Source organism: Xanthomonas sp. LF07-6 (assembly GCF_034105445.1).
GTDB lineage: Bacteria > Pseudomonadota > Gammaproteobacteria > Xanthomonadales > Xanthomonadaceae > Xanthomonas_A > Xanthomonas_A sontii.
The window spans coordinates 90354-117022 of the sequence record NZ_JAXGGI010000009.1 but is presented as its reverse complement, the minus strand read 5'-3'; the positions used below and the strand labels follow the sequence as shown (position 1 = coordinate 117022).

Genomic DNA, 26669 nt, shown 5'->3' with positions numbered 1-26669 from the left:
CCCCCGAACCGGAACGCATGCGATGATCCGATCCACCTCCTGGTTGTTGGGATGCGCGATGGCCGTGTTGGCGACCACCGCGGCGGCCGTACCGGCCGCCGCCCCGGGCGAGCACAAGCCGCTGGTGATCGGCCACCGCGGCGCCAGCGCGCTGCGTCCCGAGCACACCCTGGCGTCCTACGCCAAGGCCATCGCCGACGGCGCCGACTTCATCGAGCCGGACCTGGTCTCGACCAAGGACGGCGTGCTGGTGGCGCGCCACGAGAACGAGATCGGCGGCACCACCGACGTGGCCGCGCACCCGGAGTTCGCCGCGCGCAAGACCGTCAAGCAGATCGACGGACAGCGCGTGGAAGGCTGGTTCACCGAAGACTTCACCCTGGCCGAGCTGAAGACCCTGCGCGCGCGCGAGCGCCTGCCGCAACTGCGCGGCACCGCCTTCGACGGGCAGTTCCAGGTGCCGACCATGGACGAGATCATCGACTTCACCGCGGCCGAGTCGGCCACGCGCGGGCGGCCGATCGGGCTGATTCCCGAGATCAAGCACGGCACCTACTTCCGCGGGCTCGGCCTGGCGATGGAGGACAAGCTGGTGGCCACGCTCGATGCGCATGCCTACACGCGCAAGGCGCCGGTGGTGATCCAGTCGTTCGAGATCGGCAACCTGGAATACCTGCACGGCAAGTTGGGCAGCACCCATCCGAACGTACGCCTGGTGCAGTTGCTGGGCGATCCCAAGGAGCGCCCAGGCGACCAGTTGCGCGACGGCCCGACCTACGCGCAGATGGGCAGCGCGCAGGGCCTGCGCGCGATCGCCAAGTATGCGCAGCTGGTCAGCCCCAACCTGCGCGCGATCGTGCCGGTGAGTGCCGACGGCGCCCTGGCTCCGCCCACCTCGTTCGTGGCCGATGCGCATGCGGCGGGCCTGCAGGTGATTCCGTACACCTTCCGGCCGGAAAACTATTTCCTGCCCAAGCAGTTGCAGGACGCGCGCGGCCCGGCTGCGGTGAATGCCGCCGGCAGCATGAAGGAAATGCGCGCGCTGATCGACGCCGGCATCGATGGCTTCTTCACCGACGACCCGGCGGTGGGCCGCGCGGCGGTGGATGGGACGGCGCTGCCGCGGTGAAGCCGAGAATGGGGAATGGGGAATGGGGAATCGCAAAAGCGGTTCCCGGCGCGCAGTTCCATTTGTAGGAGCGGCTTCAGCCGCGGTAGAGCCGGGAATAGGGAATAGGGAATGGGGAATCGCAACAGCGTTCCCCAGCGCGGAGTTCCATTTGTAGGAGCGGGTTCAGCCGCAACGCGTGGAGATCGGGGCGCACTTTGCGAAGCGGATGCGCCATCGGGTCGGGACTGAAGTCCCTCCCACAGTGCAGCCTCCCGGCAGTGCCGGTGCGGTGAAGCTGGGATTGGGGATTGGGGAATTACAAAAGCGTTCCCCAGCGCGGAGTTCCATTTGCAGGAGCGGCTTCAGCCGCGACGCGTGGAGATCGGGGCGCACTGTGCGCAGCGGATGCGCCATCGGGTCGGGACTGAAGTCCCTCCCACAGTGCAGCCTCCCGGCAGTGCCGGTGCGGCGAAGTTGGAATTGGAGAATCGCAATAGCGGTTCCCATCGTGGGGTTTGCCACGATAGGAGCGGCTTCAGCCGCGACCACGCGAGATCGGGATACGCCCTGTCGCGGCTGAAGCCACTCCTACGCCGCACGGGGGCGTTGAGATCGTCCACATGCCCGGCATTGGTGATCGCACGTCCGGGCCGCGATAATGCGCGCCCGCCGCCCCTGCCCCGATCGCCGTGCCATCTGTTGCCGCTCCCTCGCCCACTTTCGCCGCGCTGACGCCGCGCGCGCTGCTGCTGTCCGTGCTGGCGATGGGCGCGGTGGTGCTGCTGTCGAACGTGCTGGTGCAGTTCCCGATCAACGACTGGTTGACCTGGGGCGCCTTCAGCTATCCGCTGGCGTTCCTGGTCAGCAACCTGATCAACCGCCGCTTCGGCCCGCGCGCGGCGCGGCGGGTGGCCTGGTGCGGGTTCGCACTGGCGGTGCTTCTGTCGATCTGGATCGCCACCCCGCGCATCGCCGCGGCCTCGTGCCTGGCCTTCATCGCCGCGCAACTGCTGGACATCACCGTGTTCGACCGACTGCGCCGCGGGCGCTGGTGGCGCGCGCCGATCGTCGCTACCACCTGCAGCGCGACGCTGGACACCACGATCTTCTGGTCGATCGCCTTCGCCGGCTCGGCGCTGCCGTGGCTGAGCTGGGCCGCCGGCGACCTGGCGGTGAAGCTGGGCATCGGCGTGTGCCTGCTGGCGCCGTTCCGCGCGCTGCTGTGGCGGATGGCGCCGACACGCTGACGGCTGCGCCGCGCTTCGCGCAAGCGCGGCTTCACAAGCGGCCGCGGCAGACGTTGAACAGGCCATCGGCGGCGCACGTCCCGTGCGCCGCGCCTGCGACGAGACCACACCCATGCCGCACGACGTCACCCCCGCCCTCGCGCTGAGCGCGCTCAACGCCACCCTGGCGCAACTGCAGCCTGCCGGTACGGCGCTGCCCACGCTGACCACGCCCGCGGTGTCCTGCCCGGAATGGTCCTGCAATACCTTCGCCCCGCTGATGCTGGAAATGGTGCTGCTGCGCCGCGACCGGCCCTTGCGCACCACGCCGTACCTGGCGGACGCGGCGTTGCCGACCTTCGCCGATGGCGACTTCGTCAACATCGTGCTGCTGGGCGATCCGTCGCAGTTGATCCACAACGTCAACATCCTGGTGGCCGGCGAGCGGGTTTACCTGTTCCAGGCCTACCTCGAGCAGGTCGTGGACGTGGTGCGGGTGTTCGAGTCAGTGACCTTCCATGCGCTGTGGCACGACCTGTGCGCCGGCCGCGCCGGCCTGTGGAAGCGCGCCTACCAGGCGCTGTTCGGCGTGGATCCCGACCAGGTGGTGGACACTGATCCCGACGCGGTCTGGTTCCAGTCTCAATACGTCAGCGTGTAGCAATCGCGCCACCGCGGCGCGGAACGGCATGCCGGCGCCGATCGCCACGACCAAGGCGGCGTGTTTGCGGTGGCATCACGGCGGCGAGCCCAGGCCCTCCGGCCGATTGCAGCCAGCGCCGACGGCGCGCTTTCCGCCGCGACTCGGCGAGACGCGGCGTTGCCGGAGAAGCATGTCGCCACCGACACCATGCGTGCGCGCATGCGCTGCCAACAAGGATCGCGCTAGCGCGCCGCGTCGCCGTCCGCACGGCCATCGACGAACACCAGCTCCAGCGCGACCGCGGCAGCGCGAATCGCCGCACGCGCCGCGGCGATCTCGACCGTGGGCGCGGTCAGGCGCGGTCGCCGGTCCAGCGTGCAGGCCAGGCCGGCCTCCACCAGTGCGGCGTGGGCGGCATGCAGGCTGGCAGCGATGGAAGGCGACAGCCAGCCGCTGTGCGCCAGCGCATCGAGCAGCGCCGGGGTGTCGCGCGGCAACAACAGTGCCGGCTGCTGCGCGGCGCCGAGCAGCACGCCGGCCTGCACCAGGAATTCCAGGTCGACCAGGCCGCCGGCACCCTGCTTGAGGTCGAAGCGCGCGGCATCGCTGCGGTCGAGTTCGGCGCGCATGCGCGCACGCATCTTGCGCACTTCCTCGCGCAGGGACGCGGCCTCGCGCGGGCGCGCCAGGGTCTGCGCGCGCACCTGCTCGAACTGCTGCAGCAGCGGCGCATCGCCCGCCACGCCGCGCGCGCGCACCAGCGCCTGGTGTTCCCAGGTCCAGGCGCGCTCGCGCTGATACTCGCGGTAGCTGGCCAGCGACGACACCAGCGCGCCCTTGCCGCCGTCCGGGCGCAGGCGCACGTCGATGTCGTACAGGCGGCCGCCACCGGTGACCGCGCCGAGCAGGGCGATCACCTTCTGCGCCAGCCGCGCGAACCAGCGCCCGCTCTCCAGCGGCCGCGGCCCGGCCGACGCTTCGACGCCCGGCGGATGGTCGTACAGGAACACCAGGTCCAGGTCCGAGCCGATGCCCAGTTCCACACCACCGAGGCTGCCGTAACCGACGATGGCGAAACTGCCGCCAGGCACCTCGCCGTGCGCGGCGACCAGATCGGCACGCGCCAGGCGCAGCACCGTTACGACCACCGCCTCGGCCAGCTGCGCCAGTTGGCGAGCGCTGTCGAGCGCGGGCTGGCGCCGGTCCAGCGTGGCCAGGGCGATGCGGAAACTCAGCGCCTGGCGCGCTTCGTTGAGGCCGCGCAAGGCCGCTTCCGGATCGTCGCCAGCGGTGGCGACCGCGGCATCGCACAGCCGCTGCATCGCCGCCTGGTCCGGCATCGCGCCGTCCACGCGGCTGTCGAGCAGTTCGTCCAGCAGCAGCGGATGCGCGGCCAGCCGTTCGGACAGGAAGGCGCTGCGCGCCAGCACGTCGACCAGCCGCGCCAGCGCGCTGGGTTGTTCGTCGAGCAGGGCCAGGTAGCTGGCCCGGCGCAGGATCGCCTGCAGCAGGCCGAGCACGCGGTGCAGGGCGGCATCGGCCTGCGCCGAGCGCGCCGCGGCATGCAGCAGCGCTGGCAGCACCCGATCCAGGCGCGCACGCGCGGCATCGGAGAGCGTGCGCACGCCCAGCGACTGCACGAAACCGCGCAAGGCCTGGTCGGCGCCGTCAGGGTCTGCAAAACCAGCCTCGCGCAGCACCTGCACCTGGCCAGCGTCGGGCAGGCCGCGCCAGTAGTCGGCCAGCGCATCGGGCGCCAGCGCGCGCTCACGCGGCGCCAGCAGTTCGGCGAACTCGGCGGCGACGCGGTCGCGCTGCACCTGCAGCGCTGCGTGCAGCGCGGCCCAGTCGGCATGGCCAAGGCCGAAGGCGATGCGCGCGCGGTCCAGCGGATCCTCCGGCAGCGCGTGGGTCTGCGCATCGCGCAGCATCTGCAGGCGGTTCTCCACGCGGCGCAGGAAGCGATACGCCTGCGCCAGCGCGGCGCCGTCCTCGGCCGCGACCTGGCCGGCGGCGACCAGCGCGCGCAGCGCCGGCAACAGGCGGCGCTCGCGCAAGGCCGCTTCGCGACCGCCGCGGATCAATTGCAGCGACTGCACCAGGAACTCGATCTCGCGGATGCCGCCGGCGCCGCGCTTGATGTCGTCCAGGCGGTCGTGGCGCGCCACTTCGGCGGTGATCGCCGCCTTCATCTCGCGCAGGCCGTCCAGCGCGGTGTAGTCGAGATAGCGCCGGTACACGAACGGGCGCAGCGCCTGCAGCCATTCCTCGCCGGCGGCGATGTCGCCGGCCACCGCGCGCGCCTTCAGCCAGGCGTAGCGCTCCCAGTCGCGGCCTTCGCGCTGGAAATACTGGTCCATGCCGGCGAACGACAATGCCACCCGGCCGGCCGTGCCGAACGGGCGCAGACGCAGATCCACGCGGTGCGCGAAGCCGTCCGCGGTGGTCTCGTCGAGCAGCCGCGCCAGGCGCTGGCCGAGCCGCGCGAAGTATTCCTCGGCGGCCAGCGCCCGCGCGCCGTCGGACTCGCCGCCCTGCGGATAGGCGTAGACCAGATCCACGTCGGAGGAGAAATTCAGCTCGCCGCCGCCGAGCTTGCCCAGGCCGAACACCACCAACCGCTGCACGCTGCCGTCGGCGGCACGCACCACGCCATGGCGCGCGGCGAACTCGCCTTCCAGCGCCTGCAGCGCCAGTGCCAGGCAGTCCTCGGCCAACTGCGTGCTGCCGGCCAGGGTCGCATCGACCTCGTCCAGGCCCAGCACGTCGCGCCACACCAGCCGCGCCGAGGCGGCCGCACGGTAGCGGCGCAGCTGCGCCGGCCACGCCGCCGGCTGCGCCGGATCCAGTTGCGGCAGCGGCAAGGACGGCGGGTCCGGCTGCGCCAGGTGCGCGAGCAGCGACGGCTGCCGGCACAGCGTGTCGAGCAGGAAATCGCTGGCCAGCAGCGCGCGCGCCAGCGCGTCCTCGAAACCGGGATGAGACGGCCACGGCTGCGCGGCCACGGCCTGGCGCAGGCGTGCCAGGCTGCGTTCGAGGGTGGGCTGCAGGGTGGCGGGAACGGCGAAGGGAGCAGAAGCCATCGGCCGATGATGGCATCCCGCGACGACCGCGGACAGGACCGCGGCGTGGATGCAATCAAACGCGCGCCGTCGGACACGGCGAGCGCAAGGGAAGCGTCGTGATTGCAGCATCGGCCCCAGCCAGGGCGGAGCTGTCTGCGCTGCATACGAGGAACTTCATTCCGACGTGTCCGACGCTTGCTGGATCTCCCACCACCGCGCGTCGCGGCTGAAGCCGCTCCCACAGGTGAAGCACCCACATTCTCGGCAACCCCACGGTGCAGCAATGCACTGTGGGAGGGACTTCAGTCCCGACCCGACGGCCCATCCGGCGCCGAAAGGCCGTTCCACCGTCGCACGTTACGACGGAGGCCATTCCCGCACAGCTCCAAAATCCACGCAGAACGCAGCTTTTCAGCACTTTTCGCAACGTTTCGCAGACCTTGTCGCCAGCCCCGTCACGACGATGGTGTATCATGGCCGTCTCGACGGAGCCCCTGTGCGCCCTGCGCCGCCCGCTCCGTTCTTCGATCCTGCAGCGCCGTGGTGTTGACGCGGCCGTCCGGGATCGCCCCCGCAGACCAGTGCGGCGCCCGTGGCGCCCTGTCGTTCCGTCTTGCTTGCCTGACGCGTGCGGGCCGGGGGTCATCACCTCACCGTTCCAGGACAGGAGAAGACATGTCGGAGTTCCACGCCCATTTCGGATGGTTCAAGCGCCGCCGCCAACTGCAGGTGGAAGAAGTCACCGTCGTCGACAAACCCATGCTCAAGCGGGCGGTCGGCGCGGCGGCGCTGGGCAACGCGATGGAATGGTTCGACTTCGGCGTGTACGGCTACCTGGCCGTGACCCTGGGCCACGTGTTCTTCCCCAGCACCAACCCGACCGCGCAGCTGATCGCCACGTTCGCGACCTTCACCGTCGCGTTCCTGGTGCGCCCGCTGGGCGGGCTGGTGTTCGGCCCGCTGGGCGATCGCTACGGCCGGCAGAAGGTGCTGGCCGCGACCATGATCCTGATGGCGCTGGGCACGTTCTCGATCGGCCTGATCCCCTCCTACGCGCGCATCGGCATCTGGGCGCCGATCCTGTTGCTGGTGGCGCGGCTGGTGCAGGGCTTTTCCACCGGCGGCGAATACGGCGGCGCGGCGACCTTCATCGCCGAGTACTCCACCGATCGCAACCGCGGCTTCATGAGCAGCTGGCTGGAGTTCGGCACGTTGGGCGGCTACATCGCCGGCGCCGCCACGGTGACCGCGCTGCACTTTGCGTTGAGCGATGCGCAGATGCACGACTGGGGCTGGCGCGTGCCGTTCCTGATCGCCGGCCCGCTGGGCCTGCTCGGCCTGTACATGCGCATGAAGCTGGAGGAAACCCCGGCATTCCAGGCCTATGCCGAGGAAGCCGAAAAGCGCGAGCACGACGCGCCCGGCCTGGGCGCACTGTTCCGCATCCACTGGCCACAGTTGCTCAAGTGCGTGGGCCTGGTGCTGGTGTTCAACGTCACCGACTACATGCTGCTGACCTACATGCCCAGCTATCTCAGCGTCACCATGGGCTATGCCGAGAGCAAGGGCCTGCTGCTGATCATCATCGTGATGCTGGTGATGATGCCGCTCAACGTGCTCGGCGGATTGTTCAGCGATCGCCTGGGCCGCAAGCCGATGGTGATCGGCGCCTGCATCGCGCTGCTGGTGCTGGCGGTGCCGTGCCTGCGGCTGGTCGGCACCGGCAACGACTGGCTGATCTTCCTCGGCCTGATGCTGCTGGGCGTGGCGCTGGTATGCTTCACCAGCTCGATGCCGTCGACCTTGCCGGCGCTGTTCTACACCCCGGTGCGCTACAGCGCGCTGTCGATCGCCTTCAACGTGTCGGTGTCGCTGTTCGGCGGCACCACGCCGCTGGTCACCGCGTGGCTGGTCGAGCGCACCGGCGATCCGCTGGTGCCGGCGTACTACCTGATGGGGGCGGCGGTGGTCGGCATCGCGACCATGGCCTTCGTGCGCGAAACCGCCGGCCTGCCGCTGCGCGGTTCGCCGCCGGCGGTGGCCAGCGAAGCCGAAGCGCATGCGCTGCTGCGCAGCGACGAGCCGCTGACCGTGGATCCGACCCGGCCGGAACTGCCACCGTCGCCGGAACCGCCGTCGCAGGCCATGCCGACCTGACGCACACGCAACCGGCGCCGCGCACCCCGCTTCGACGACGGTTCGCGGCAGTCGAGGCGCAGCGGCGCTGCCGGCGGCGCATGTGCACGCGCCGTCGCGGACAATCCACGTCCCCGCGCCCGGGCTTCGGGCGCAGCGCACGATGCGGCGCTTCCGTCATGGGCAACCGGCCGAGCGCCTTCGCCTCGGTCGCGCGTCCATCAGGCGACCTCTTTCGACACGGCAGACCGATGTTCGGCGCCACGCCTGCCGAACACGATCACGCTGCAGAGCGCGAAGGTCCAGACACTGATGCCGCCATACAACATCACCCATTGCATGCCGTGGATCATGGCTGCCGCCGCGACGTCGGGCGGAACCGTCGGCGTGGAGAGGCCCTGCCCCGCCGCGTGTGCGGTTCCGCCGGAAAGCCGCTCAGCCAGCCCCCGCAGCAACGTGACGTCGACCGTCGGCAGCGTCCGGCGGAGAAAGGACAACACGCCCTCCACCAGGATGAATCCCATGACCGCGATATTGATCGCAAGGCTGATCAGGCGCGCACTGGTGTCCATGCCGGAGGCCATGCCGGTACGCGCGACGCAGACCGACGCGGTGATGGTATTGGTCACCGGGGTGTTGACGATCCCCAACCCGGTACCGGCCAGTAGGCACCCGGGGAGCATCGTCAACCAACTGGCCCGCACCGTGCCGCTGCCCCACGCCATCAGCAAGAAGCCGGCTCCGATCGCAAACAGACCGGCAGGAATCACGGTATGCGCGCGGTAGCGCAGCGCCAGCCGCTCGCCCAACGGCGGCAGCACCAGGGTCGGCAAGGTGTAAGCCAGCAGCGAAAGTCCGGTGGCCACGTTGCCGTAGCCCAGCCCATGCTGGAACAGCAGCGGCAGATAGATCATGAGCGGCCAGAAGCTGAAGTTCATGCCCATCGAGCCCAACAGGGCGCCGGAAAAGTCGCGGATGCGGAACACCGAGAAGTCGAACATGGGCGCGTCGGCGCGGCGCTCCGCCACAACGAACGCGACGCAGCTGCCGCTGGCGATGATCAGACTCGCCAGCGACGAAACGCTGCCAAAGCCGGCTACCGGCCCTTGCGTGATGAACCACGCCAAGGCGAGCACCGCGACCGACAGCGAGACGATCCCGGCGACGTCCAAACGGCGCCGCTGCGGATCGCGCGACTCCTCGACACCGACAAGCGCCAGTCCCAGGGCGATCGCGGAAATGGGAACGTGCACAAGGAAAACCCATTCCCAACTCCACAACGCGACGATGCCGGCACCGATGATCGGGCCGAAACCCAGGCCGATGCCGAAGACGATCCCCCAGATCCCAAACGCCTTGGCACGGGCCGTCGCGTCTGCGAATTGCTGCGAGAGCACGGCGAACTGGCACACCAGCATGGCGCCCCCGGCCATCCCCTGAAGGAAGCGACCAGCGATCAGCAGCTCCGTGCTCCCTGCCAGGCCGCATACCAAGGAGGTCACGCCGAACAGGAACACGCAGATCAGGAAGATCCGCTTGCGCCCGTAGCGGTCGGCCAGCGTGCCCGTCGCCATCAGCACGGTGGTGCAGGCGATGGTGTAGGCATTCATGATCCACTGCAGATCGCGGAAGCTGCCATGCAGCGCCGCTTCGAGGAGGGGAAGGATCACCGGCACGCTGGAGATCTCCAGACCGAACATCAGCGAAGCCAGGCAGGCGGCCGCCAGCGTGAGGGTGTTCCTGCGCGCGGAAGGAAGGTGCGTCATGGGCTTTTCCTAGAGGGACATCCGCCCGCGGCGCCGAGCGGACCGACCGGTGCACGGCGGGTCGATTCGGGCTTGGGAGCGGCTGACTTCCAGTCTGCGAGCACACAATGGATGATGGAAATGATTTAATTTTCTTGAATTAATTAAAAAATGGACTGAATCGCATGGACTACGATCCGGATCTGTTACGCACCTTCGTTGCGGTGAACGAGACTGGCGGCTTCACGCGCGCAGGCGAACGGCTGCACCTCACCCAGTCGGCCATCAGCCATCACATTCGCAAACTGGAAGCGCAGGCCGGCACGGCACTGCTGAATCGCACAACCCGCCGGGTGAGCCTGACCGAAGACGGCGAAGACTTTCTTCGCCATGCGACGCAGGTGCTGCAGGCGCATGACGCGCTCGCACGGCGTTTCCGGCGTTCTCCGGTGTCCGGCACGGTGCGTTTCGGTGCCCCCGAAAGCTACGTCGGCGATCGCCTTCCGCCGATGCTGGCGCGGTTCGCACGGATGTTTCCGGCGGTGCGGCTGGACGTGACGGTGGATACCTATGCCGCGCTGCACGAGCAGATCGTTGCGGGCTCCCTCGACCTGGCGGTGACACTCGCACTGGAGGACGACCCGACAACGCCCCTGCTGCGCCGGACCCGCTTCGTGTGGGCGGCCGCGCCAGCGTTCGCGCCGGCCGCGAATGCGCCAGTCCCGCTCGCTTTTGCACCCAAGCCCTGCCTGCACCGGCAGGTGGGAACCGCTGCACTGGAGCGCGCCGATCTCGCCTGGCGAGTGGCATTCACCTCGCCAAGTCAGCAGGGACTGCGTGCCGCCGTGAAGGCCGGCCTGGCCATCACCGCCCTGCCCCAGGAAGATCTGGAAGCGGGAATGGTCGCCTTGGACGAGCGCTTTGGATTGCCGCCGTTGCCGCACGCCAGCTTCCGGCTGCTGTGGAGCGAGGCCAACCGAACGCCGGCAGCGGAGGCGCTAGCGCAACAACTGTCGCAATCACCCGAGGCACTTTCCGGCAGCGACGCGATGCCCGCCGACTGAAATAAAAAAGCCCGCTTGCAGCGAACTGCCAGCGGGCTTTGCTCCCTCCCCCACGTCGGGATGCAGGGCGATCTTGGGCGCTTTTTTTGGACATTGCACGCTGCACTGCAAAACGATACCGGGCAGTACATTCTGCGTGGGCGGGAATGGGGAGACGGGAATGGGGAATAGATAAAGCGGGGATACGCGCGTTGCATGCTTTCGCATGCCGGCGTGGCGCGGCGCACAGCGCATCCACCCGCAGCCAGCGAAGCACGCCCAACGCGATCTCTGTCGCGCTAAGGCGATGCCGCCGGTGCCGGGGCCTCCGGCAGCCAGGCCGGCTGCTTGTCGTACCACTCGCGCGCGCCGAGCAGATGCCATTGCCGCTGTTCGCCGCGCAGCGCCACGCCCACGCCGAGCACGCCCCAGCGCGCATACAGATCGCCCTGCGTGCCGGCATCGCCGACGCGCAGGCGAGCGCGCAAGGCCACGCGTTCGTTTTCTGCAGCGACCCGATCCAGCCACAGTGCATCCTTGCGCCAGCGCAGTTGTCCGCTGGCCTGCAGTTGCCCGGCGTCGGCCAGCTTCAGCAACCACGCCGGCGCATCGCTGTGCTGCGCGAACACCGCCAGCACCGGGCCGGCGTCGCGCATCTGCATCTGCACCTGCGCATCGGCCTGCACCGGCGCCGCCGCAGCGATGCGGCCCTGCGGAATGCGCAGCGTCGCCCACCAGTCGCCCTGCCTGGGCTGGGTGCCGTAGCGCACGCCCTGCAGGCGCAGGGTGCTGCCGCTGAGATCGAAGCGCTTGTCCTGCAGCTCGGCGCGCCGCAGCCGCGCGTCCAGGTCGAGATCGCCGGCCAGTTCCAGGCCCGCGGTCTGCAGCCGCGCCTGGCGGCCGAGCACGCGCACGGTGCCCTGGCCGACCTGGCCGGACGCATCCAGCTGCAGATCGCCGCTGAGCCGGCCATCGCCGCCGAGCACACGCACCTGCGCCGCCGGCAGGTAGCGGTTGTAGGCGCGCAGGTCCGGCACGCGCGCATCGGCGAAGCGCAGCCGCGCCTGCAACGAGTCGCGCAAGGTGGCCAGCGCGCCGTCGCCCTGCAAGTCCAGTTGCAGGTTCTCGCCTTCGACGAAGCTGGCATTGGGCGCGTCCAGCGGCGCCAGCGCGAAGCGGCGCATGCGCACGTCCAGTTGCGTGCGCGGCTGTTCGGCGCTGCCGACGATGCGCCCGGCCGCCTGCGCCTTGCCGCTCAGCCGCACGCGCATGATCTCCGCCACCGCCTGCACGTCGGGTACGTCGAGACGGCTGCCGGGCTGCAGCGCGCCCTGCCGCAACTGCAGATCGGCGGCGACGTCGCCGCCGCCATCGAGCTGGAACCACGGCTTGCGCACCAGCAGGTCGCTGATCCAGTTCAACGATTCGAAATGCCAGCGTCCCTGCACGCGGCCGGAGGTGCGCGGCAGCAACGCCGCCGGGTCGTCGAACGGCACCTGGCGCCCGGCGATGCGCAGGTCGGCATCGAGCATGCTGCGCGGATCGACCTGGCCGGGCAGGCGCGCACGCGCGCGGATGTCCTCGCCTTCCACGTCCAGCAGCAGCGTCAGCACGCCGCGATCGGTGGCGCCCACGCCGGCATGCAGCGGCACCCGCCAGTTGAGCGCACTGCCGGGCTGCAGCGCGCCGCGCAGCAGGTGCAGATCGGCCTGCACGTGGCCCAGGCCGGGTTCGGTACTGAGTTTGGTGGTGTCGCCGGCGGTGTCGATGCGCAGGGCCACGCTGCGGCCATGCATGCGCAGCGCCAGGTCGGTGATGCCCAGCTTGCGCAGCCCCGGCGCCTGCGCGCGGTAGTGGCGCGGGAACGAGAAGCGCGCGTCCAGCGTGGCCTGGTCGGCGATCTGGCGCTTGCCGTAGCGCACGCTGGCATCCTCGAACACGATCTGCGAGCGGAACAGTTCCGACGGGCCGCCACGCAACTGCTTGAGGAAACCGACGGTGCCGTGGCCCTTGCCCTCGACCGCAAAATCGCCGAAGCGGGCGCGGCGCAGCGTGCCGCTGTGGATCGCGTCGAAGCGCAGGGTCCAGCCCTGGTCGCTGGGCGGTGGTGGCGGGATCATCTCCTCGACGCGGTCCATCTCGCCGATCACGTTCACCGCCTCCATCCACGGCAGGCGCACTTCGCGATGCAGCAGCGGCAGCAACGCGATGCGCGCGCTGGCGCGGTCGGCGCGCACCTGCCAGACGTTGCGCTGCACGTGGCCGCGCATGCGCACGTTCCAGGCGGTGATGAAGCCGGGCAGCACGGTGACGGCCGGCCCGGTGTGCATGCGGAACTTCTCCGGCTTGCGGTTGGTGGCCAGGTCGAACAGCGGCGTGTTGAGGAACACGTTGCCGGCCAGCAGATACAGCAGGTAGGCGATCAGCAGGCCGCGCAGGAGCAGGCGCCAGCCGCGCGGCAGACGCCGGTAGCGAGCATGGACGGCGGTCAGTGGGCGGGCGGAGAGCGGCACCGCCGCACTATCGCCGCGGCGCGGCGTGGAACGCGTGAAAGCGACGGTGGCGCATACCCGGCGTTGCGTGGCGGTGCACGCAGGGCCGCCAGGCCGCTCCATTGCACCGGCTGCATGCGCGCTGCGTCCTGCCATCGCAAACCAGACCCCACAAGGAGAGTGGAGAAACCAGCGCCCCTCTCCCACCGGGAGAGGGGTTGGGGTGAGGGTCCGGCGCGCGAAGCGCCGCACACATCGCACACACCGTGGCGTACATCCTCATCGCTGCGTCCGTGGCGCCCGCATGCGCCGCCACGCGACAGGCGCAGAAAGTGGGGACACACCCCAACGCGGGCCTCGGCCCGATCCGCGATAATTGCCCTCCCCTTCCCACGCCATGGTCGCCGCATGTCCGCCGAACGTATCCTCCATCCCCGCCTGCGCGAACGCATCGTCAGCGCCGAGGCCGCGGCGGCGTTGATCCAGCCCGGCGAGACGGTGGCGATGAGCGGCTTCACCGGCTCCGGCTATCCCAAGGCGGTGCCGATGGCGCTGGCGCAGCGCATCGAGGCGGCGCATCTGCAGGGCCAGTCGTTCAAGATCCAGCTGATGACCGGCGCCTCCACCGCGCCGGAGCTGGACGGCGCCCTGGCCAAGGCCGACGGCATCGCCCTGCGCATGCCGTTCCAGTCCGACCCGGACGCGCGCCAGCGCATCAACGCCGGCAGCCTGGACTACATCGACATCCACCTCAGCCACGTCGCCCAGCACGTGTGGTTCGGTTTCTATGGGCAGATCGACACCGCGGTGGTGGAAGTGGCCGGCATCCGCGAGGACGGCAGCCTGATTCCGTCGACCTCGGTCGGCAACAACAAGACCTGGCTGGACCTGGCGAAGAAGGTGATCGTCGAGGTCAACGACTGGCAGCCGGCCGGCATCGACGGCATGCACGACGTGTACTACGGCACCGCGTTGCCGCCGCATCGCAAGCCGATCCCGCTGCTGCATGCCGACGACCGCATCGGCGAGCCGTCGCTGCGCTGCGACCCGGACAAGATCGTGGCGGTGGTGCGCACCCACGGCCCCGACCGCAACAGCCCGTTCACGCCCGCAGATGCCACCAGCCAGCGCATCGCCGAGCACCTGATCGCGTTCTTCCAGCACGAGGTCGGCAAGGGCCGGCTGCCGCCGAACCTGCTGCCGCTGCAGTCCGGCGTGGGCAACATTCCCAACGCGGTGCTGGCCGGCCTGGCCAGCAGCGGCTTCCGCGACCTCAGCGCCTTCACCGAAGTGATCCAGGACGGCATGCTCGACCTGTTGCGCAGCGGCGTGCTCAAGGTCGCTTCGTGCACCGGCTTCGCGCTGAGCCCGGAGGCCAACGAGGAGTTCAAGCGCAACATCGACTTCTACCGCGAGCGCATCATCCTGCGCACGCAGGAGATCTCCAACCATCCGGAACTGGTGCGGCGGCTGGGCTGCATCGGCATGAACGGCATGATCGAGGCCGACCTGTACGGCAACGTCAATTCCACCCACGTGATGGGCAGCCGCATCATGAACGGCATCGGCGGCTCCGGCGACTTCGCGCGCAACGGCTTCCTGTCGATCTTCCTCAGCCCCAGCACGGCGAAGCACGGCAGCATCTCCTCGATCGTGCCGATGGTCAGCCACGTGGACCACACCGAGCACGACGTCTCGATCATCGTCACCGAGCACGGCCTGGCCGACCTGCGCGGCCTGCCGCCGCGGCAGCGCGCGCAACAGTTGCTCGCGCACTGCGTGGACCCGAGCTACCGCGCGCAGTTGCAGGACTATTTCGACCGCGCCCTGCACGCCAGCTACGGCAAGCACACCCCGCACCTGCTGCCCGAGGCGCTGTCCTGGCACCAGCGCTGGTTGGATACAGGGACGATGCACGCGGGCGGCTGAGTCACCGATCGGCAGCGGGGCATGCAGCCCTTCCTACATTGCAGCCCTGCCATCCCGACATCTGCGCGGGTGGTCGGCGCCCTTGTAGCAGCGGCTTCAGCCGCGACGCATTTTCCCGAGGTCGCGCTTGAAGGCGCTCCTACGACGGCTGCCGATGATTCTGGAGTGCCGCTGAGCACTGCGGGACCGCGCGTCGGGACTGAAGTCCCTCCCACAGTGCGGTCCTGTGCCATCCCGACATCTGCGCGGGTGGTCGGCGCCCTGGTAGCAGCGGCTTCCACCCGCAACCCGTTTTCCCGAGGTCGCGCTTGAAGGCGCTCCTACGACGGCTGCCGATGATTCTGGAGTGCCGCTGAGCACTGCGGGACAGCGCGTCGGGACTGAAGTCCCTCCCACAGTGCAGCCCTCTCGCATCCAGAATCTGCGCGAATGTGCGGCATCGTCGCGGGAGCGGCTGCGGCCGCGACGGGCGTTACGGGTCACGCTTCTCGCGGCTGAAGCCACTCCTACGACACCGCTGCGGATTCGGTGGTCGCTTGCAGGTTGTCGGCGCCAGATGCGGTCTCGGGCGCGGTCAGGAACGCCAGCTTGCGGCCGCGCGGCAACTGCTTGAGCACGTACTCGGCGCGCGAGGCGGCGGCGCGGTCGGGATAGGCACGGCTTGCCAGCAGCCGCACCGGTGGGTTGGCGCGGGTGTACTTGGCACCGGCGCCGCGCAGGTGCGCCTGGAAGCGTGCCTGCAGGTCCGGGGTGATGCCGGCGTAGTAGCTGCCGTTGCGGCATTCGAGCAGGTACAGGAACCAGGGCGAGTCGGCGGCCATGCAGGCATTATCGACACGGTGGCCGGTTTCGCCAGCAGCGGCGTCCGCACATGCGCGCATGCGACTCGGGCAGCACCTATCGGTCAGACCCCGATGTCGGCCAACGCTGCGCTGGCGGCATCGGCCAGTTGTCGATCTTCGGCGGTCAGCTTGACCCCACGCGCATGGCGCTGGAACAGCGTCGCGCCGAGCAGGGCCTGGTGCGTCCGGCAGGCGATCGCCGCTATGCCCCCGGCCCCTCAATGCGCGGCTTGTACATCCCATCGCGCCACTTCCACGCCGCCGCGCTGAACCGGCGACAACCGGTCTTAACGCCCCGCCAACACCTTGCCAGCCGCTGCCACACACCGGCATACCGTGGTCACCGGATGGGCGGATAACGTCATCACCGGCACGCAGCCGTCGATACCGAAGCTCTCTCCCTTCGCATTCGGCGGCGCGTCCGGCCCCTCTTCCGGGCCTCCCCCGCCCCCACGCACGCAGCCGGTCAGGCTGCGTGCGTTTCTCCCAACAGCGCCCTCAGGCCGCCTGCGCCACGCGCGCCTGGCGCCGTGCGCGCACCGCCTGCGCCAGCCGCTCGAGCACCTGCACCGAGCTGTCCCAGTCGATGCAGCCATCGGTGATGCTCTGGCCGTAGACCAGCGGCTGGCCGGCGACCAGGTCCTGGCGGCCGCCGCGCAGGTGGCTCTCGACCATGGCGCCGACGATGCGGGTCTGCCCAGCCTCGAGCTGACGGGCGATGTCCTCGATCACCTTGGGCTGGTTGTCCGGGTTCTTGCCGCTGTTGGCGTGGCTGGCGTCGACCATCAGTCGCGCCGGCAGGCCGGCCTTCTCCAGCACCTGCGCCGCTGCGGCCACGCTGTCGGCGTCGTAGTTGGGCTGGGTGCCGCCGCGCAGGATCACGTGGCAGTCCGGGTTGCCGGCGGTGGCCGCCACCGCGGTCTGCCCGTCCTTGGTCACCGCCAGGAAATGATGCGGATGCGAGGCCGCGCCGACCGCATCGACCGCGATCTTGACGTCGCCGCTGGTGCCGTTCTTGAAGCCCACCGGGCACGACAGGCCCGAGGCCATCTCGCGGTGCACCTGGCTCTCGGTGGTGCGCGCGCCGATCGCGCCCCAGGCCACCAGGTCGGCGATGTACTGCGGCGAGATGATGTCGAGGAACTCCACGCCGGCCGGCAGACCCAGGCGGTTGATGTCGCGCAGCAGGCCGCGCGCCAGGCGCAGGCCCTTATTGATGTCGAAGCTGCCGTCGAGGTTGGGGTCGTTGATCAGGCCCTTCCAGCCGACCGTGGTGCGCGGCTTTTCGAAGTACACCCGCATCACGATCTCCAGCGCATCGCCGTAGGTCTCGCGCAGCGGGCGCAGGCGCTGCGCGTACTCCATCGCCGCGACCGGGTCGTGGATCGAGCAAGGACCGATCACCACCGCCAGGCGGTCGTCGCGGCCGTGCAGGATCTCGTGCAGCGCCGCGCGCGCGGCGGCGACGGTCTGCGAGGCTTCTTCGTCGCAGGGCAGCAGCGCCTGCAGTTGGGAGGGCGGAGTCAGCGGTTCGATCTTGCGGATGCGCAGATCGTCGGTGTGCGGGGCCATGTGCGTGTCTCGTCGGGGGGCTGGGTGGGGGCCAGATCCGGCGGCATGAAAAAAGCCGCCAGGTTCGCTGGCGGCTTTCGGGATTGCGGCTGAAGTGTCCTTCAGGGTGAACGCGATCCTTCCTCCGCCAGCGGCATCGGAAAACCGTAATACCAAAAGTAAAAGCTGCGGCAGGAAGCGTTCATGGGACGTAGTGATAGCACAGGGTTTGCGGCAGCGCCACAGTTGCATCGGCAACTTGTGGAGCCGGGAAAGGGGAACCGGGAATGGGGAATCGGAAAAGCGGTTCAACGCGGCGGTAGGGCCATGATGTCGCCGTCATCGCGTAGGAGCCTTTGACGCGTGGGTTCTTACGTGGCGCTGCGCGCTCCGGACCCTCACCCCAACCCCTCTCCCGGAGGGAGAGGGACTAGAGCGCATCCCGAATCCCCACTCCCGAATCCCGGCCCCTCAGAAATCCAACACATATTCCATCGCCACCTCGCGGCCGATCGCGTCGTACAGGGTGGTGTTGTAGAACTGGTAGCCGTAGTAGCGCTCCTTGTTGTCGTAGCCGACGGTATCGAGCACGTTGTTGATGTACAGGTTGACCTTCATCTTCGGGGCGATGCGGTAGCCGGCGGTGAGGTTCCAGTACAGCGCAGGGCCGACGCGACCGAAGTAACGCGTGGTGCTCTCGCCGAAGTGGCGGTTGCCGCTGTCGGTGACGCGGCAGGCGTCGGAGGGGCTGGGCTGGTAGCCGTCGTCGAAGCGGGTGCAGGTGCCCCAGTTCACCGCCTGGGTGGAGCCGAAGCGCTTGGCATAGAGAGTGAGATCCAGCGGACCGCCGTTCTCCCAGTGCACGCTGCCGCGCAGCTTGCTGCGGATCTTCTGGTCGCGCAGGTTCTTGTCGTCGTCGGTGCGATAGGTCTGCTCGTGGTAGCCGATCAGATTGTTGTAATCCAGGGTGAAGCTGAAGTTGCCCCAGCGCGCGGTGTTGAGGCGGTACTTCAGCGAGGCGTCGACGCCGGACACGTGCATCTGCGCGATGTTGATCGGCCCCTGCTCGATGCCGGTGACGCGGCCGGCGGCATCGCGCGCCACGCGCGAAAGGATGCGCGCGCAGTACTCGGCGCCGCCGGGATTGACCCACACGCCGCCGGCGGTGGTCAGGCCGGTGCGGCAGCCGGCTTCGGCGCTGAGCACCTCGTCGCGGTTGAGGTCCTTGATCATGTCCTGCAAGCGAATCCGGTAGTAGTCCGCGGTCAGCGACAGGCCCTCGGCGATGTCCCAGACGAAGCCGGCGGTGACCGAGCGGCCGTGTTCCGATTCCAGGTCCGGGGTGCCGCGGCGATTGACCTGCATCAGGTAGAACACGTCGCTGTTCTCGGCACTGCAGCCGCCGGTGAGGTAGTAGCCCTTCTGGATGCAGCGGTACTGGTCGATCACGGTCTGTTGGGTGGAGCTGGGTTCGCCGAGCACGTAGTGCATGTCCGGGGCGCGGAAACTGGTGGCGACGCTGCCGCGCAGCAGCAGCGTGCTCAGTGGCCGCCATTCCAGGCCGGCGCTCCAGGTGGTGTCGCGCTGGGTGCCGATCGCCGCGCCGAGGTCGCTGCCGTAGGCGCGGTAGTCGCCGTAGCGGTCGTGGCGCGCGGCCAGGCTGGCGTTGAGCGTGGACAGCAGCGGCACGTCGAACTCGATGCCGCCGGAGTAGCGCAGGCGCTCGCCGCCGCCGTAGTCGACCACGTCCAGCGGATAGCAAGTATTGGCGCAGGGATCGGGCGACAGCCGGTAGCCCTGCTTGGCCACTTCGCCCACCGCGGCGAACTTGATCGGCCCGGCCCAGCCCTGCAGCAGCTCGCCGGTGATGTTGGCGCTGGCCTGGTTGACCCAGGAATCGGCACGGTTGTGCGCCTTCACCGCCAGGTCGTTGTACTGCGCGCCGGTCAGCGGCTGGTACCAGCGCGACTCGTCGAGATCGTAGATCGGCGTGCCGTCGGCGGTGCTGCCCAGTTGCGGGCCGAGAAAGTAGGCGGTGGCCTTCTGCGTGTCCACGGTGCGCACGTATTCGTCGACGGTGTAGCGCGCGCGGCCCACCGCCACTTCCCAGTCGAAGCGATCGGCGAGGCGGCCCTTGAGGCCGGCACTCAGGTCCCAGGACAGTTCCCTGGTTGTGTTGGCCAGGTTCTTCCAGCCGCCGGATTCGTAGCGGGTGAGCTGGCGGATCGCGTACAGGTCGCGGTCGCTGCCGGTGTCGTGGAACGGGCCGAGGTAGACGTAGGGCGGGTCGTAGGTCCAGTAGCCCAGGCTCTTGGTCGTGGACAGCGTGCTCCAGGCCTGCACGCCGTTGTCGAAGTCGAAGGTGCCGTACAGATACGCCGAGCCGCTGTCGCCGCCGCTGGCGGCCAGCCAGTCGGCGTAGTCGTGGGCCATGCCGCAGTAGCCACCGAGGTTGCGCACGGTATCGCTGTTGTAGTCGTAGTTCAGCCGCTGCGCGTCGACGAACTGGTCGCCGAAGCGCGCACAGGTGCCGCTGGGCGGCGCCAGGCGCGTGTTGTTGCCGGCGTCGACCAGGCTCAGGCCGGTGAATGGATTGAAGCCGTACTTGCGCGCCTGCGCGGTCCAGTTGCTGTAGGACTCGTCGTCCTGGTCGTCCATCTTCGGCCGCTCGCCGACCGAGAGCGGATCGCGCCGGGTCCACTGCAACGCGTAGGTCAGGTTCCACTTGTCGCCGCTGCGCCCGCCGACCCAGGACAGGTCGACCACGTCGCGCCCGCCGGCGGTGGTGGTGCCGCCGCGCAGGCGCACCTGGTTGCCCTCGTAGCCTTGCTTGAGGATCACGTTGATCACGCCGGCGACCGCGTCCGAACCGTAGATGGCCGAGGCGCCGCCGGTGAGGATCTCGATGCGCTCCACCGCCGCGGAGGGGATGTTGGCGTAGTTGGCGAAGTTGCTCTCGCCGGCGTACGGCTGCGGGTAGTCGGCGACGCGGTGGCCGTTGACCAGCAGCAGGGTGCGTCCGGGGCCAAGGTCGCGCAGGCTCACCGGCGAGGCGTTGGGCGTGTGCGAGCCGTACTTGGTGTCGGCCTCGACGCTGCCCTGCTGGTTGAGCGTGCTGAGCACGTCGTAGACGGTGAGAAAGCCTTCCTGCTGGATCTGCTGCGCGCTGATCGTCAGCACCGGCTCGGCGCCCTCCACTTCCGAGCGTTTGATCCGCGAGCCGGTCACCACGACCTGGCCAAGGTCGGTGGCGGCGGCCTTGGGCGCGGCGGTGTCGGCGTCCTGCGCGCGCGCCTCGGCAGCGCCGTACAGCGCCAGCACGATGCCGAAAGCGAGGGTGGTGGATGAGCGAAGTGGCATGCGGTGTCCCCGGCAGCGAATGGAAGCAGCGCCGTGCGAACACGACCTGCGGTGCCCTCTTCGCTGCGCCGCGCCCACGACCGTGCCGCGCATGCTGCCGGCACGCGCCACCCTGCGCCGGCCGCGACGCAAACAAAAGGACGAACATGCGGGCGTGCAGATCCCCCTGGACGCCCGTGCGTCCTAACCTGCATGGCGCTGAAAACGCTGTCAACACGCGGCTACAGCGCACTTGTAGACGATTGCTCGTTGTGCGCGATTCGCCGCGCAGCGCGTCGATTCTCGCCGTATCGCCACCGCAGGCCGTGCCAGCCGCACCTCTGGCGGAGACGCTGCTGGGCAACGATGGACTGCATGCGCATCGCGATCGCGTGCCCCTCTCACGTTGGGAGAGGGGTTGGGGCGAGGGTCCGGCGCGCAGCGTCTCGTGGTGTTTGAGGTGCATGGAGCGAAGCCTGCATTCGCATCCGTCCGGTTGGGTCACTGCCGCCTGGCACGCCTGTGCCGCGCCTCGGTCGGGAAGATCGCACAAGCCCGGCACAGGCAGCTTCCATGACCCGCTTCGCTGCTTACCGCAGCTCGGCGAGAAACGCCGTTGTCCTCGCGGGAGCGGCTTCAGCCGCGACAGGCATTCCCGGTAGCGCCTCGTCGCGGCTGAAGCCGTTCCTGCAACATGGCTCCGCCGTCTTTACCAAAGTGCCCTACAGACGCTCGGTAAAGCAGGTTCTGCCGCGGCGCGATGCGTGGATGCGCCGCGGCGTTGGCCAGGGTGCACGAACGCGCAGACAAACGCATCGGCATGCCGCCATGTCGACAGCACAAAAAAAGAGCCCCGCATCGCTGCGGGGCTCCTTTCGACTGCGTGGAACAGGTCGGCCGAGGCCGGCTGGATCAGAAATCCATGCCGCCCATGCCGCCCATGCCGCCGCCCATGCCGCCCGGGGCAGCCGGCTCTTCCTTCTTCGGGGCCTCGGCCACCATCGCTTCGGTGGTGATCATCAGGCCGGCGATCGAGGCGGCGTTCTGCAGCGCCGAACGGGTCACCTTGGTCGGATCCAGGATGCCGAACTCGACCATGTCGCCGAACTCGCCGTTGGCGGCGTTGTAGCCGAAGTTGCCGCTGCCTTCCTTGACCTTGTTGAGGATCACGGACGGCTCTTCGCCGGCGTTGGTGACGATCTCGCGCAGCGGCGCTTCCATCGCGCGCAGCGCGATCTGGATGCCGTGGGTCTGATCTTCATTGGCGCCCTTCAGCTCGCCGATCGCGCTCAGCGCGCGCACCAGCGCCACGCCGCCGCCCGGGACCACGCCTTCTTCCACCGCCGCACGGGTCGCGTGCAGGGCGTCTTCGACGCGCGCCTTCTTTTCCTTCATCTCGATCTCGGTCGAGGCACCGACCTTGATCACCGCCACGCCGCCGGCCAGCTTGGCCACGCGCTCCTGCAGCTTCTCGCGGTCGTAGTCCGACGAGGTCTCTTCGATCTGCGCCTTGATCTGCTTGATGCGCGACTCGATCGCCGAGGTGTCGCCGGCGCCGTCGATGATGGTGGTGTTCTCCTTGGAGACCTGCACCTTCTTGGCGCGGCCCAGGTCCTTGATGGTCGCCTTCTCCAGCGCCAGGCCCACTTCCTCGGAGATCACGGTGCCGCCGGTCAGCACGGCCATGTCTTCCAGCATCGCCTTGCGACGGTCGCCGAAGCCCGGGGCCTTGACCGCCACGACCTTGACGATGCCGCGGATGGTGTTGACCACCAGGGTCGCCAGCGCCTCGCCTTCCACTTCCTCGGCGACGATCAGCAGCGGCTTGCCGGCCTTGGCCACGCCTTCCAGCACCGGCAGCAGGTCACGCACGTTGGAGATCTTCTTGTCGTGCAGCAGCACGAACGGGTCGTCCAGGTCGGCCTGCTGGCTCTGCTGGTTGTTGATGAAGTACGGCGACAGGTAGCCGCGGTCGAACTGCATGCCCTCGACCACGTCCAGCTCGTTCTCCAGGCCCGAGCCTTCCTCGACCGTGATCACGCCTTCCTTGCCGACCTTCTTCATCGCGTCGGCGATGATGTTGCCGATCGACTCATCGGAGTTGGCGGAGATGGTGCCGACCTGGGCGATGGCCTTGTCGTCGGCGGTGGGCTTGCTGATCTTCTTCAGCTCGGCCACGGCGGCCACGACGGCCTTGTCGATGCCGCGCTTGAGGTCCATCGGGTTCATGCCGGCGGCGACCGCCTTGGAACCTTCGCGGATCAGCGCCTGCGCCAGCACGGTGGCGGTGGTGGTGCCGTCGCCGGCGTTGTCGGAGGTCTTGGAGGCGACTTCCTTCACCATCTGCGCGCCCATGTTCTCGAACTTGTCGGCCAGTTCGATTTCCTTGGCGACGGAGACGCCGTCCTTGGTGATGGTCGGCGCGCCGAAGCTCTTCTCGAGCACGACGTTGCGGCCCTTCGGGCCCAGGGTGGCCTTGACGGCATTGGCGAGGATGTTGACGCCGCGCACCATGCGCGAACGGGCGTCTTCACCGAAACGGATATCTTTGGCAGCCATGTTGAGTTACCTCGGGAATAGGGAATGGAGAACAGGGAATCGGCAGATCAAGAGCGGGCGGTCGGGACGGGACGGAAATCGCGGGCGACGAAGGCGCCTGACCGATTCCCGATTCACCATTCCCGATTCCCACGATCGGCGGCGCTCTTAGCCGACGATCGCCAGAACGTCGTCTTCGCGCAGCACCTTGTACTCGACGCCTTCGGCCTTGTAGCTGGAACCGGCGTACTGGCCGTAGATGACCTTGTCGCCGACCTTCAGCGCCGGGGCGCGCACGCTGCCGTTGTCCAGCGGCTTGCCGGCGCCGACGGCCACGACTTCACCCTTGGTGGACTTTTCCTTGGCCGAATCCGGGATCACGATGCCGCCGGCGGAGATTTCGTCGGCTTCGATCGGCTTGACTACGACGCGGTCGTGAAGCGGCTTGATGCTCATTGAGTGAGACCTCTTAAGTGATTGATTGGTCTAGGAAAGGCCGGCGATGTTAGCACTCGCCCATGACGACTGCCAGCAACGCTCGCGAAAAAACCCGGTAGCGCCGGGATGCGCCTGATGTAGTGCCGCGGCCGGGGCTTTCAAGGGCGAGAGGCAAAAAATTTTTGCCAGGAACGTGCATTCGGTGGCAAGCAGTGACCGAATCCCGTCACAGTGTCACAGAGGCAGGCTAGGCTGAGCGCGGACCCATGGGGGGGATCCGTCACCAAAAGGAGTTGTCGATGAAGCCATCCGCCGTTGCGCTGCCGCTGGCCTGCCTGCTCGCCCTTGCCGGGCCGGCCCAGGCCGCCGTATTCATCAATGAATTGCATTACGACGATGCCACCGCCGCCGGCGACACCGGCGAAGGCGTGGAGATCGTCGCCACCGCCGGGGAGAGCCTGAGCGGCTACCGCGTCTACCTGTACAACGGCAGCAACCCGGGGTCGGCCACCGTCTACGCCAACAGCGCGGTGCCGGCCGGCAACCTGGTCAGCTGCGGCGGGCAGGTGCGCATCGCCACCGTCAGCTACGCCAGCAACGGCATCCAGAACGGGCCCAACGACGGCCTGGCGCTGGTCGACGGCAACGGCAAGGTGGTGCAGTTCCTAAGCTACGAGGGCGCCATCACCGGCGGCGGCGGCCCCGCCGCGGGCATGACCAGCCAGAACCTGCCGGTCAGCGAGAGCAACAGCACCCCGGCCGGCACCTCGCTGCAGCTGCGCGGCAACGGCAGCGCCGCGGCCGACTTCAGCTGGAGCGACAGCGCCACCAGCACCTTCGGCGCCTGCAACAACGGCCAGACCTTCGCCGGCGGCGGCGGCGGCAACGCCGCGCCGACCGTGACCGTCACCACCCCGACCCAGGGCGCCACCGACTTCCCCGCCGCCGGCGACCTGGCGGTGACCTTCAGCGAGGCGGTGAGCCTGGCCAGCGGTGCGTTCGGCCTGAGCTGCCAGCAGTCCGGCAGCGTGGCGCTGACCTACCCCAGCAGCGGCACCCAGTTCGCGCTGTCCACCAACACCGCGCTGAAGGCCGGCGAGAGCTGCACCCTGAGCATCGTCGCCGCACGCGTGAGCGATGCCGACGGCGCGCATCCGGCGCAGGATCGCAGCGTCGCCTTCAACGTCGCCAGCGGCTCGGGCGGCGGCGGCAATGGCGCCGGCAGCTACTACTCGCGGGTCAACACCTCCAGCCCCAGCCAGCTGCGCTGCTCGCTGCACGAGACGATCAAGGGCCACACCGTCTATCCGTACAGCAGCAGCTCCGGCACCGACACCTGGGCCATCCTGGAGATCGCCGACGAGGATCCGAACAACAGCCAGCGCGTCCTCGACGCCTACCGCAACCGCAGCTATGCCAAGGGCACCGACCGTGCCGGCAGCGGCAGCGGCCTGAAGTACAACCGCGAGCACAGCTGGCCGAACTCGCTGGGCTTCGGCACCGCCACCGGCAACAAGGGCCTGCCCTACGCGCCGTACACCGACACCCACATGCTGTACCTGACCGACGCCACCTGGAACGCCGACCGCGGCAACAAGCCCTACGCCAAGTGCGACAGCAACTGCGGCGAGCGCGCCACCGAGGCCAACGCCGGCTTCGGTGGCGGCAGCGGCCGCTACCCGGGCAATTCCAACTGGGTGCGCACCCCGGACGGCAACAGCGGCACCTTCGAGGTGTGGGACCACCGCAAGGGCGACATGGCGCGTGCGGTGATGTACATGGCGATCCGCTATGAGGGTGGCGTGGATGCCAAGACCGGGCAGTCCGAGCCGGACCTGGAGCTGACCGACGACCGCAGCAAGATCGTCAAGACCTCGTCCTCGCCGGCCTACATGGGCCTGCTGTCGACCCTGATCGCGTGGAGCCAGCAGGACCCGCCGGACGACGCCGAGCGTGCCCGCAACGAGGTGATCTACAGCTTCCAGGGCAACCGCAACCCGTTCATCGACCACCCGGAGTGGGCGACCTCGTCGCTGTTCACCTCGGCCAAGCCGGCCAGTTGCCAGTTGCTCAACTGAGCCGTGGTGCCTCGCCCGCTGCATTTGCAGCGGGCGGGGATGATCAGCCATTCGGCTGCTGAAAAACCCGGGATTCGGGATTGGGGATTCAGAGCGGCGCCGGCTTTCCCCGCGGGCGCCGCCAAAGCGCGGCCGGCATCCCTATACTGTCGGCCGCATGTCCGCGCCCGCCCTCCGCTTGCTGCTCAGCACCTGCCCCGATCCGGCCAGCGCCGCGCGGGTCGCCCAGGCGCTGGTCGACGAACGCCTGGCCGCCTGCGTCAGCCGCCTGCCCGGCGTGCAGTCCACCTACCGCTGGCAAGGCGAGGTGGAACAGGGCGAGGAAGTGCTGCTGCTGATCAAGACCGCCGCCGACCGCCTGCCCGCGTTGCGGCAGCGGCTGTGCGCGTTGCACCCGTACGAGGTCCCCGAACTGGTCGAACTCGAGGTCGCCGGCGGCCTGCCGGCCTACCTGCAGTGGGTGCATGCCGAAACCCGTGAGGAACCGTAAGCC

Annotated in this window: 16 protein-coding genes and 1 pseudogene; 8 read left to right on the top strand and 9 right to left on the bottom strand. The window is 68.8% G+C overall.

What is annotated here, in order from left to right; all coding sequences use genetic code 11:
* The first annotated feature begins 58 nt into the window (after nt 1–58).
* The 3 genes from SLW56_RS14580 (at nt 59) to SLW56_RS14570 (ending at nt 2998) form a co-directional block, all read left to right on the top strand.
* Nucleotides 59–1129: a glycerophosphodiester phosphodiesterase gene (locus SLW56_RS14580; RefSeq protein WP_295935250.1), complete on the top strand. Its 1071-nt coding sequence runs from the start codon at nt 59–61 to the stop codon at nt 1127–1129.
* A gap of 671 nt (nt 1130–1800) precedes the next feature.
* On the top strand, nt 1801–2358 hold the full coding sequence (locus tag SLW56_RS14575; RefSeq protein ID WP_017914641.1) for a queuosine precursor transporter: 558 nt from the start codon (nt 1801–1803) through the stop codon (nt 2356–2358).
* A 112-nt stretch (nt 2359–2470) separates the two neighbouring features.
* Nucleotides 2471–2998, top strand: coding sequence for a hypothetical protein (locus SLW56_RS14570; protein WP_320695032.1), 528 nt, complete (start codon nt 2471–2473; stop codon nt 2996–2998).
* Nucleotides 2999–3222: 224 nt separating this feature from the next.
* On the opposite strand, the gene glnE is transcribed toward SLW56_RS14570, so the two are convergent.
* On the bottom strand, nt 3223–6063 hold the full coding sequence (gene glnE, locus SLW56_RS14565; protein WP_320695031.1) for a bifunctional [glutamate--ammonia ligase]-adenylyl-L-tyrosine phosphorylase/[glutamate--ammonia-ligase] adenylyltransferase: 2841 nt from the start codon (nt 6061–6063) through the stop codon (nt 3223–3225).
* A 657-nt stretch (nt 6064–6720) separates the two neighbouring features.
* On the opposite strand from glnE, the gene proP reads away from it, so the two are divergent.
* Nucleotides 6721–8202 carry a glycine betaine/L-proline transporter ProP gene (gene proP, locus SLW56_RS14560; RefSeq protein WP_152182048.1) on the top strand — a complete coding sequence of 494 codons (1482 nt, stop codon included), beginning with the start codon at nt 6721–6723 and terminating at the stop codon, nt 8200–8202.
* A gap of 200 nt (nt 8203–8402) precedes the next feature.
* Here proP and SLW56_RS14555 read toward each other — a convergent pair whose 3' ends face one another.
* Nucleotides 8403–9947 (bottom strand): MFS transporter, encoded by a 1545-nt coding sequence (locus tag SLW56_RS14555; RefSeq protein WP_267083849.1) that lies wholly within the window; start codon nt 9945–9947, stop codon nt 8403–8405.
* Nucleotides 9948–10111: 164 nt separating this feature from the next.
* Between SLW56_RS14555 and SLW56_RS14550 the strand changes: the two genes are divergently transcribed.
* Nucleotides 10112–10990 (top strand): LysR substrate-binding domain-containing protein, encoded by an 879-nt coding sequence (locus tag SLW56_RS14550; RefSeq protein WP_152182046.1) that lies wholly within the window; start codon nt 10112–10114, stop codon nt 10988–10990.
* 278 nt (nt 10991–11268) lie between these two features.
* Here SLW56_RS14550 and SLW56_RS14545 read toward each other — a convergent pair whose 3' ends face one another.
* Entirely contained in the window at nt 11269–13584 is a 2316-nt protein-coding gene (locus tag SLW56_RS14545) for a hypothetical protein (RefSeq protein ID WP_320695030.1), read from the bottom strand.
* Nucleotides 13585–13869: 285 nt separating this feature from the next.
* On the opposite strand from SLW56_RS14545, the gene SLW56_RS14540 reads away from it, so the two are divergent.
* The gene (locus tag SLW56_RS14540) at nt 13870–15390 is read left to right on the top strand and encodes an acetyl-CoA hydrolase/transferase family protein (RefSeq protein WP_152236712.1); all 1521 of its coding nucleotides are present in this window, start codon (nt 13870–13872) and stop codon (nt 15388–15390) included.
* Between the two features lie 506 nt (nt 15391–15896).
* On the opposite strand, the gene SLW56_RS14535 is transcribed toward SLW56_RS14540, so the two are convergent.
* The 6 genes and pseudogenes from SLW56_RS14535 to SLW56_RS14510 all read right to left on the bottom strand — a co-directional run bounded on the left by SLW56_RS14535 (nt 15897) and on the right by SLW56_RS14510 (nt 24116).
* The gene (locus tag SLW56_RS14535) at nt 15897–16211 is read right to left on the bottom strand and encodes a GIY-YIG nuclease family protein (protein WP_150409732.1); all 315 of its coding nucleotides are present in this window, start codon (nt 16209–16211) and stop codon (nt 15897–15899) included.
* A 92-nt stretch (nt 16212–16303) separates the two neighbouring features.
* Nucleotides 16304–16411 (bottom strand): annotated as a pseudogene (locus tag SLW56_RS14530) (LysR family transcriptional regulator); the annotation flags it as partial.
* Nucleotides 16412–16730: 319 nt separating this feature from the next.
* Nucleotides 16731–17804 (bottom strand): 3-deoxy-7-phosphoheptulonate synthase, encoded by a 1074-nt coding sequence (locus tag SLW56_RS14525; protein ID WP_267082172.1) that lies wholly within the window; start codon nt 17802–17804, stop codon nt 16731–16733.
* A gap of 450 nt (nt 17805–18254) precedes the next feature.
* Entirely contained in the window at nt 18255–21164 is a 2910-nt protein-coding gene (locus SLW56_RS14520; RefSeq protein WP_320695054.1) for a TonB-dependent receptor, read from the bottom strand.
* Between the two features lie 870 nt (nt 21165–22034).
* Nucleotides 22035–23681 carry a chaperonin GroEL gene (groL, locus tag SLW56_RS14515; RefSeq protein ID WP_010340980.1) on the bottom strand — a complete coding sequence of 549 codons (1647 nt, stop codon included), beginning with the start codon at nt 23679–23681 and terminating at the stop codon, nt 22035–22037.
* 147 nt (nt 23682–23828) lie between these two features.
* A complete protein-coding gene (locus SLW56_RS14510; RefSeq protein ID WP_010340979.1) occupies nt 23829–24116 on the bottom strand; it encodes a co-chaperone GroES in 288 nt (95 codons plus the stop codon).
* A gap of 281 nt (nt 24117–24397) precedes the next feature.
* Between SLW56_RS14510 and SLW56_RS14505 the strand changes: the two genes are divergently transcribed.
* Both SLW56_RS14505 and cutA read left to right on the top strand, forming a co-directional pair.
* Nucleotides 24398–26176, top strand: a complete 1779-nt coding sequence (locus tag SLW56_RS14505) for an endonuclease (protein ID WP_295946481.1) — start codon at nt 24398–24400, stop codon at nt 26174–26176.
* Nucleotides 26177–26333: 157 nt separating this feature from the next.
* Nucleotides 26334–26666 carry a divalent-cation tolerance protein CutA gene (gene cutA / locus SLW56_RS14500; RefSeq protein ID WP_017907317.1) on the top strand — a complete coding sequence of 111 codons (333 nt, stop codon included), beginning with the start codon at nt 26334–26336 and terminating at the stop codon, nt 26664–26666.
* Nucleotides 26667–26669 lie beyond the last annotated feature (3 nt).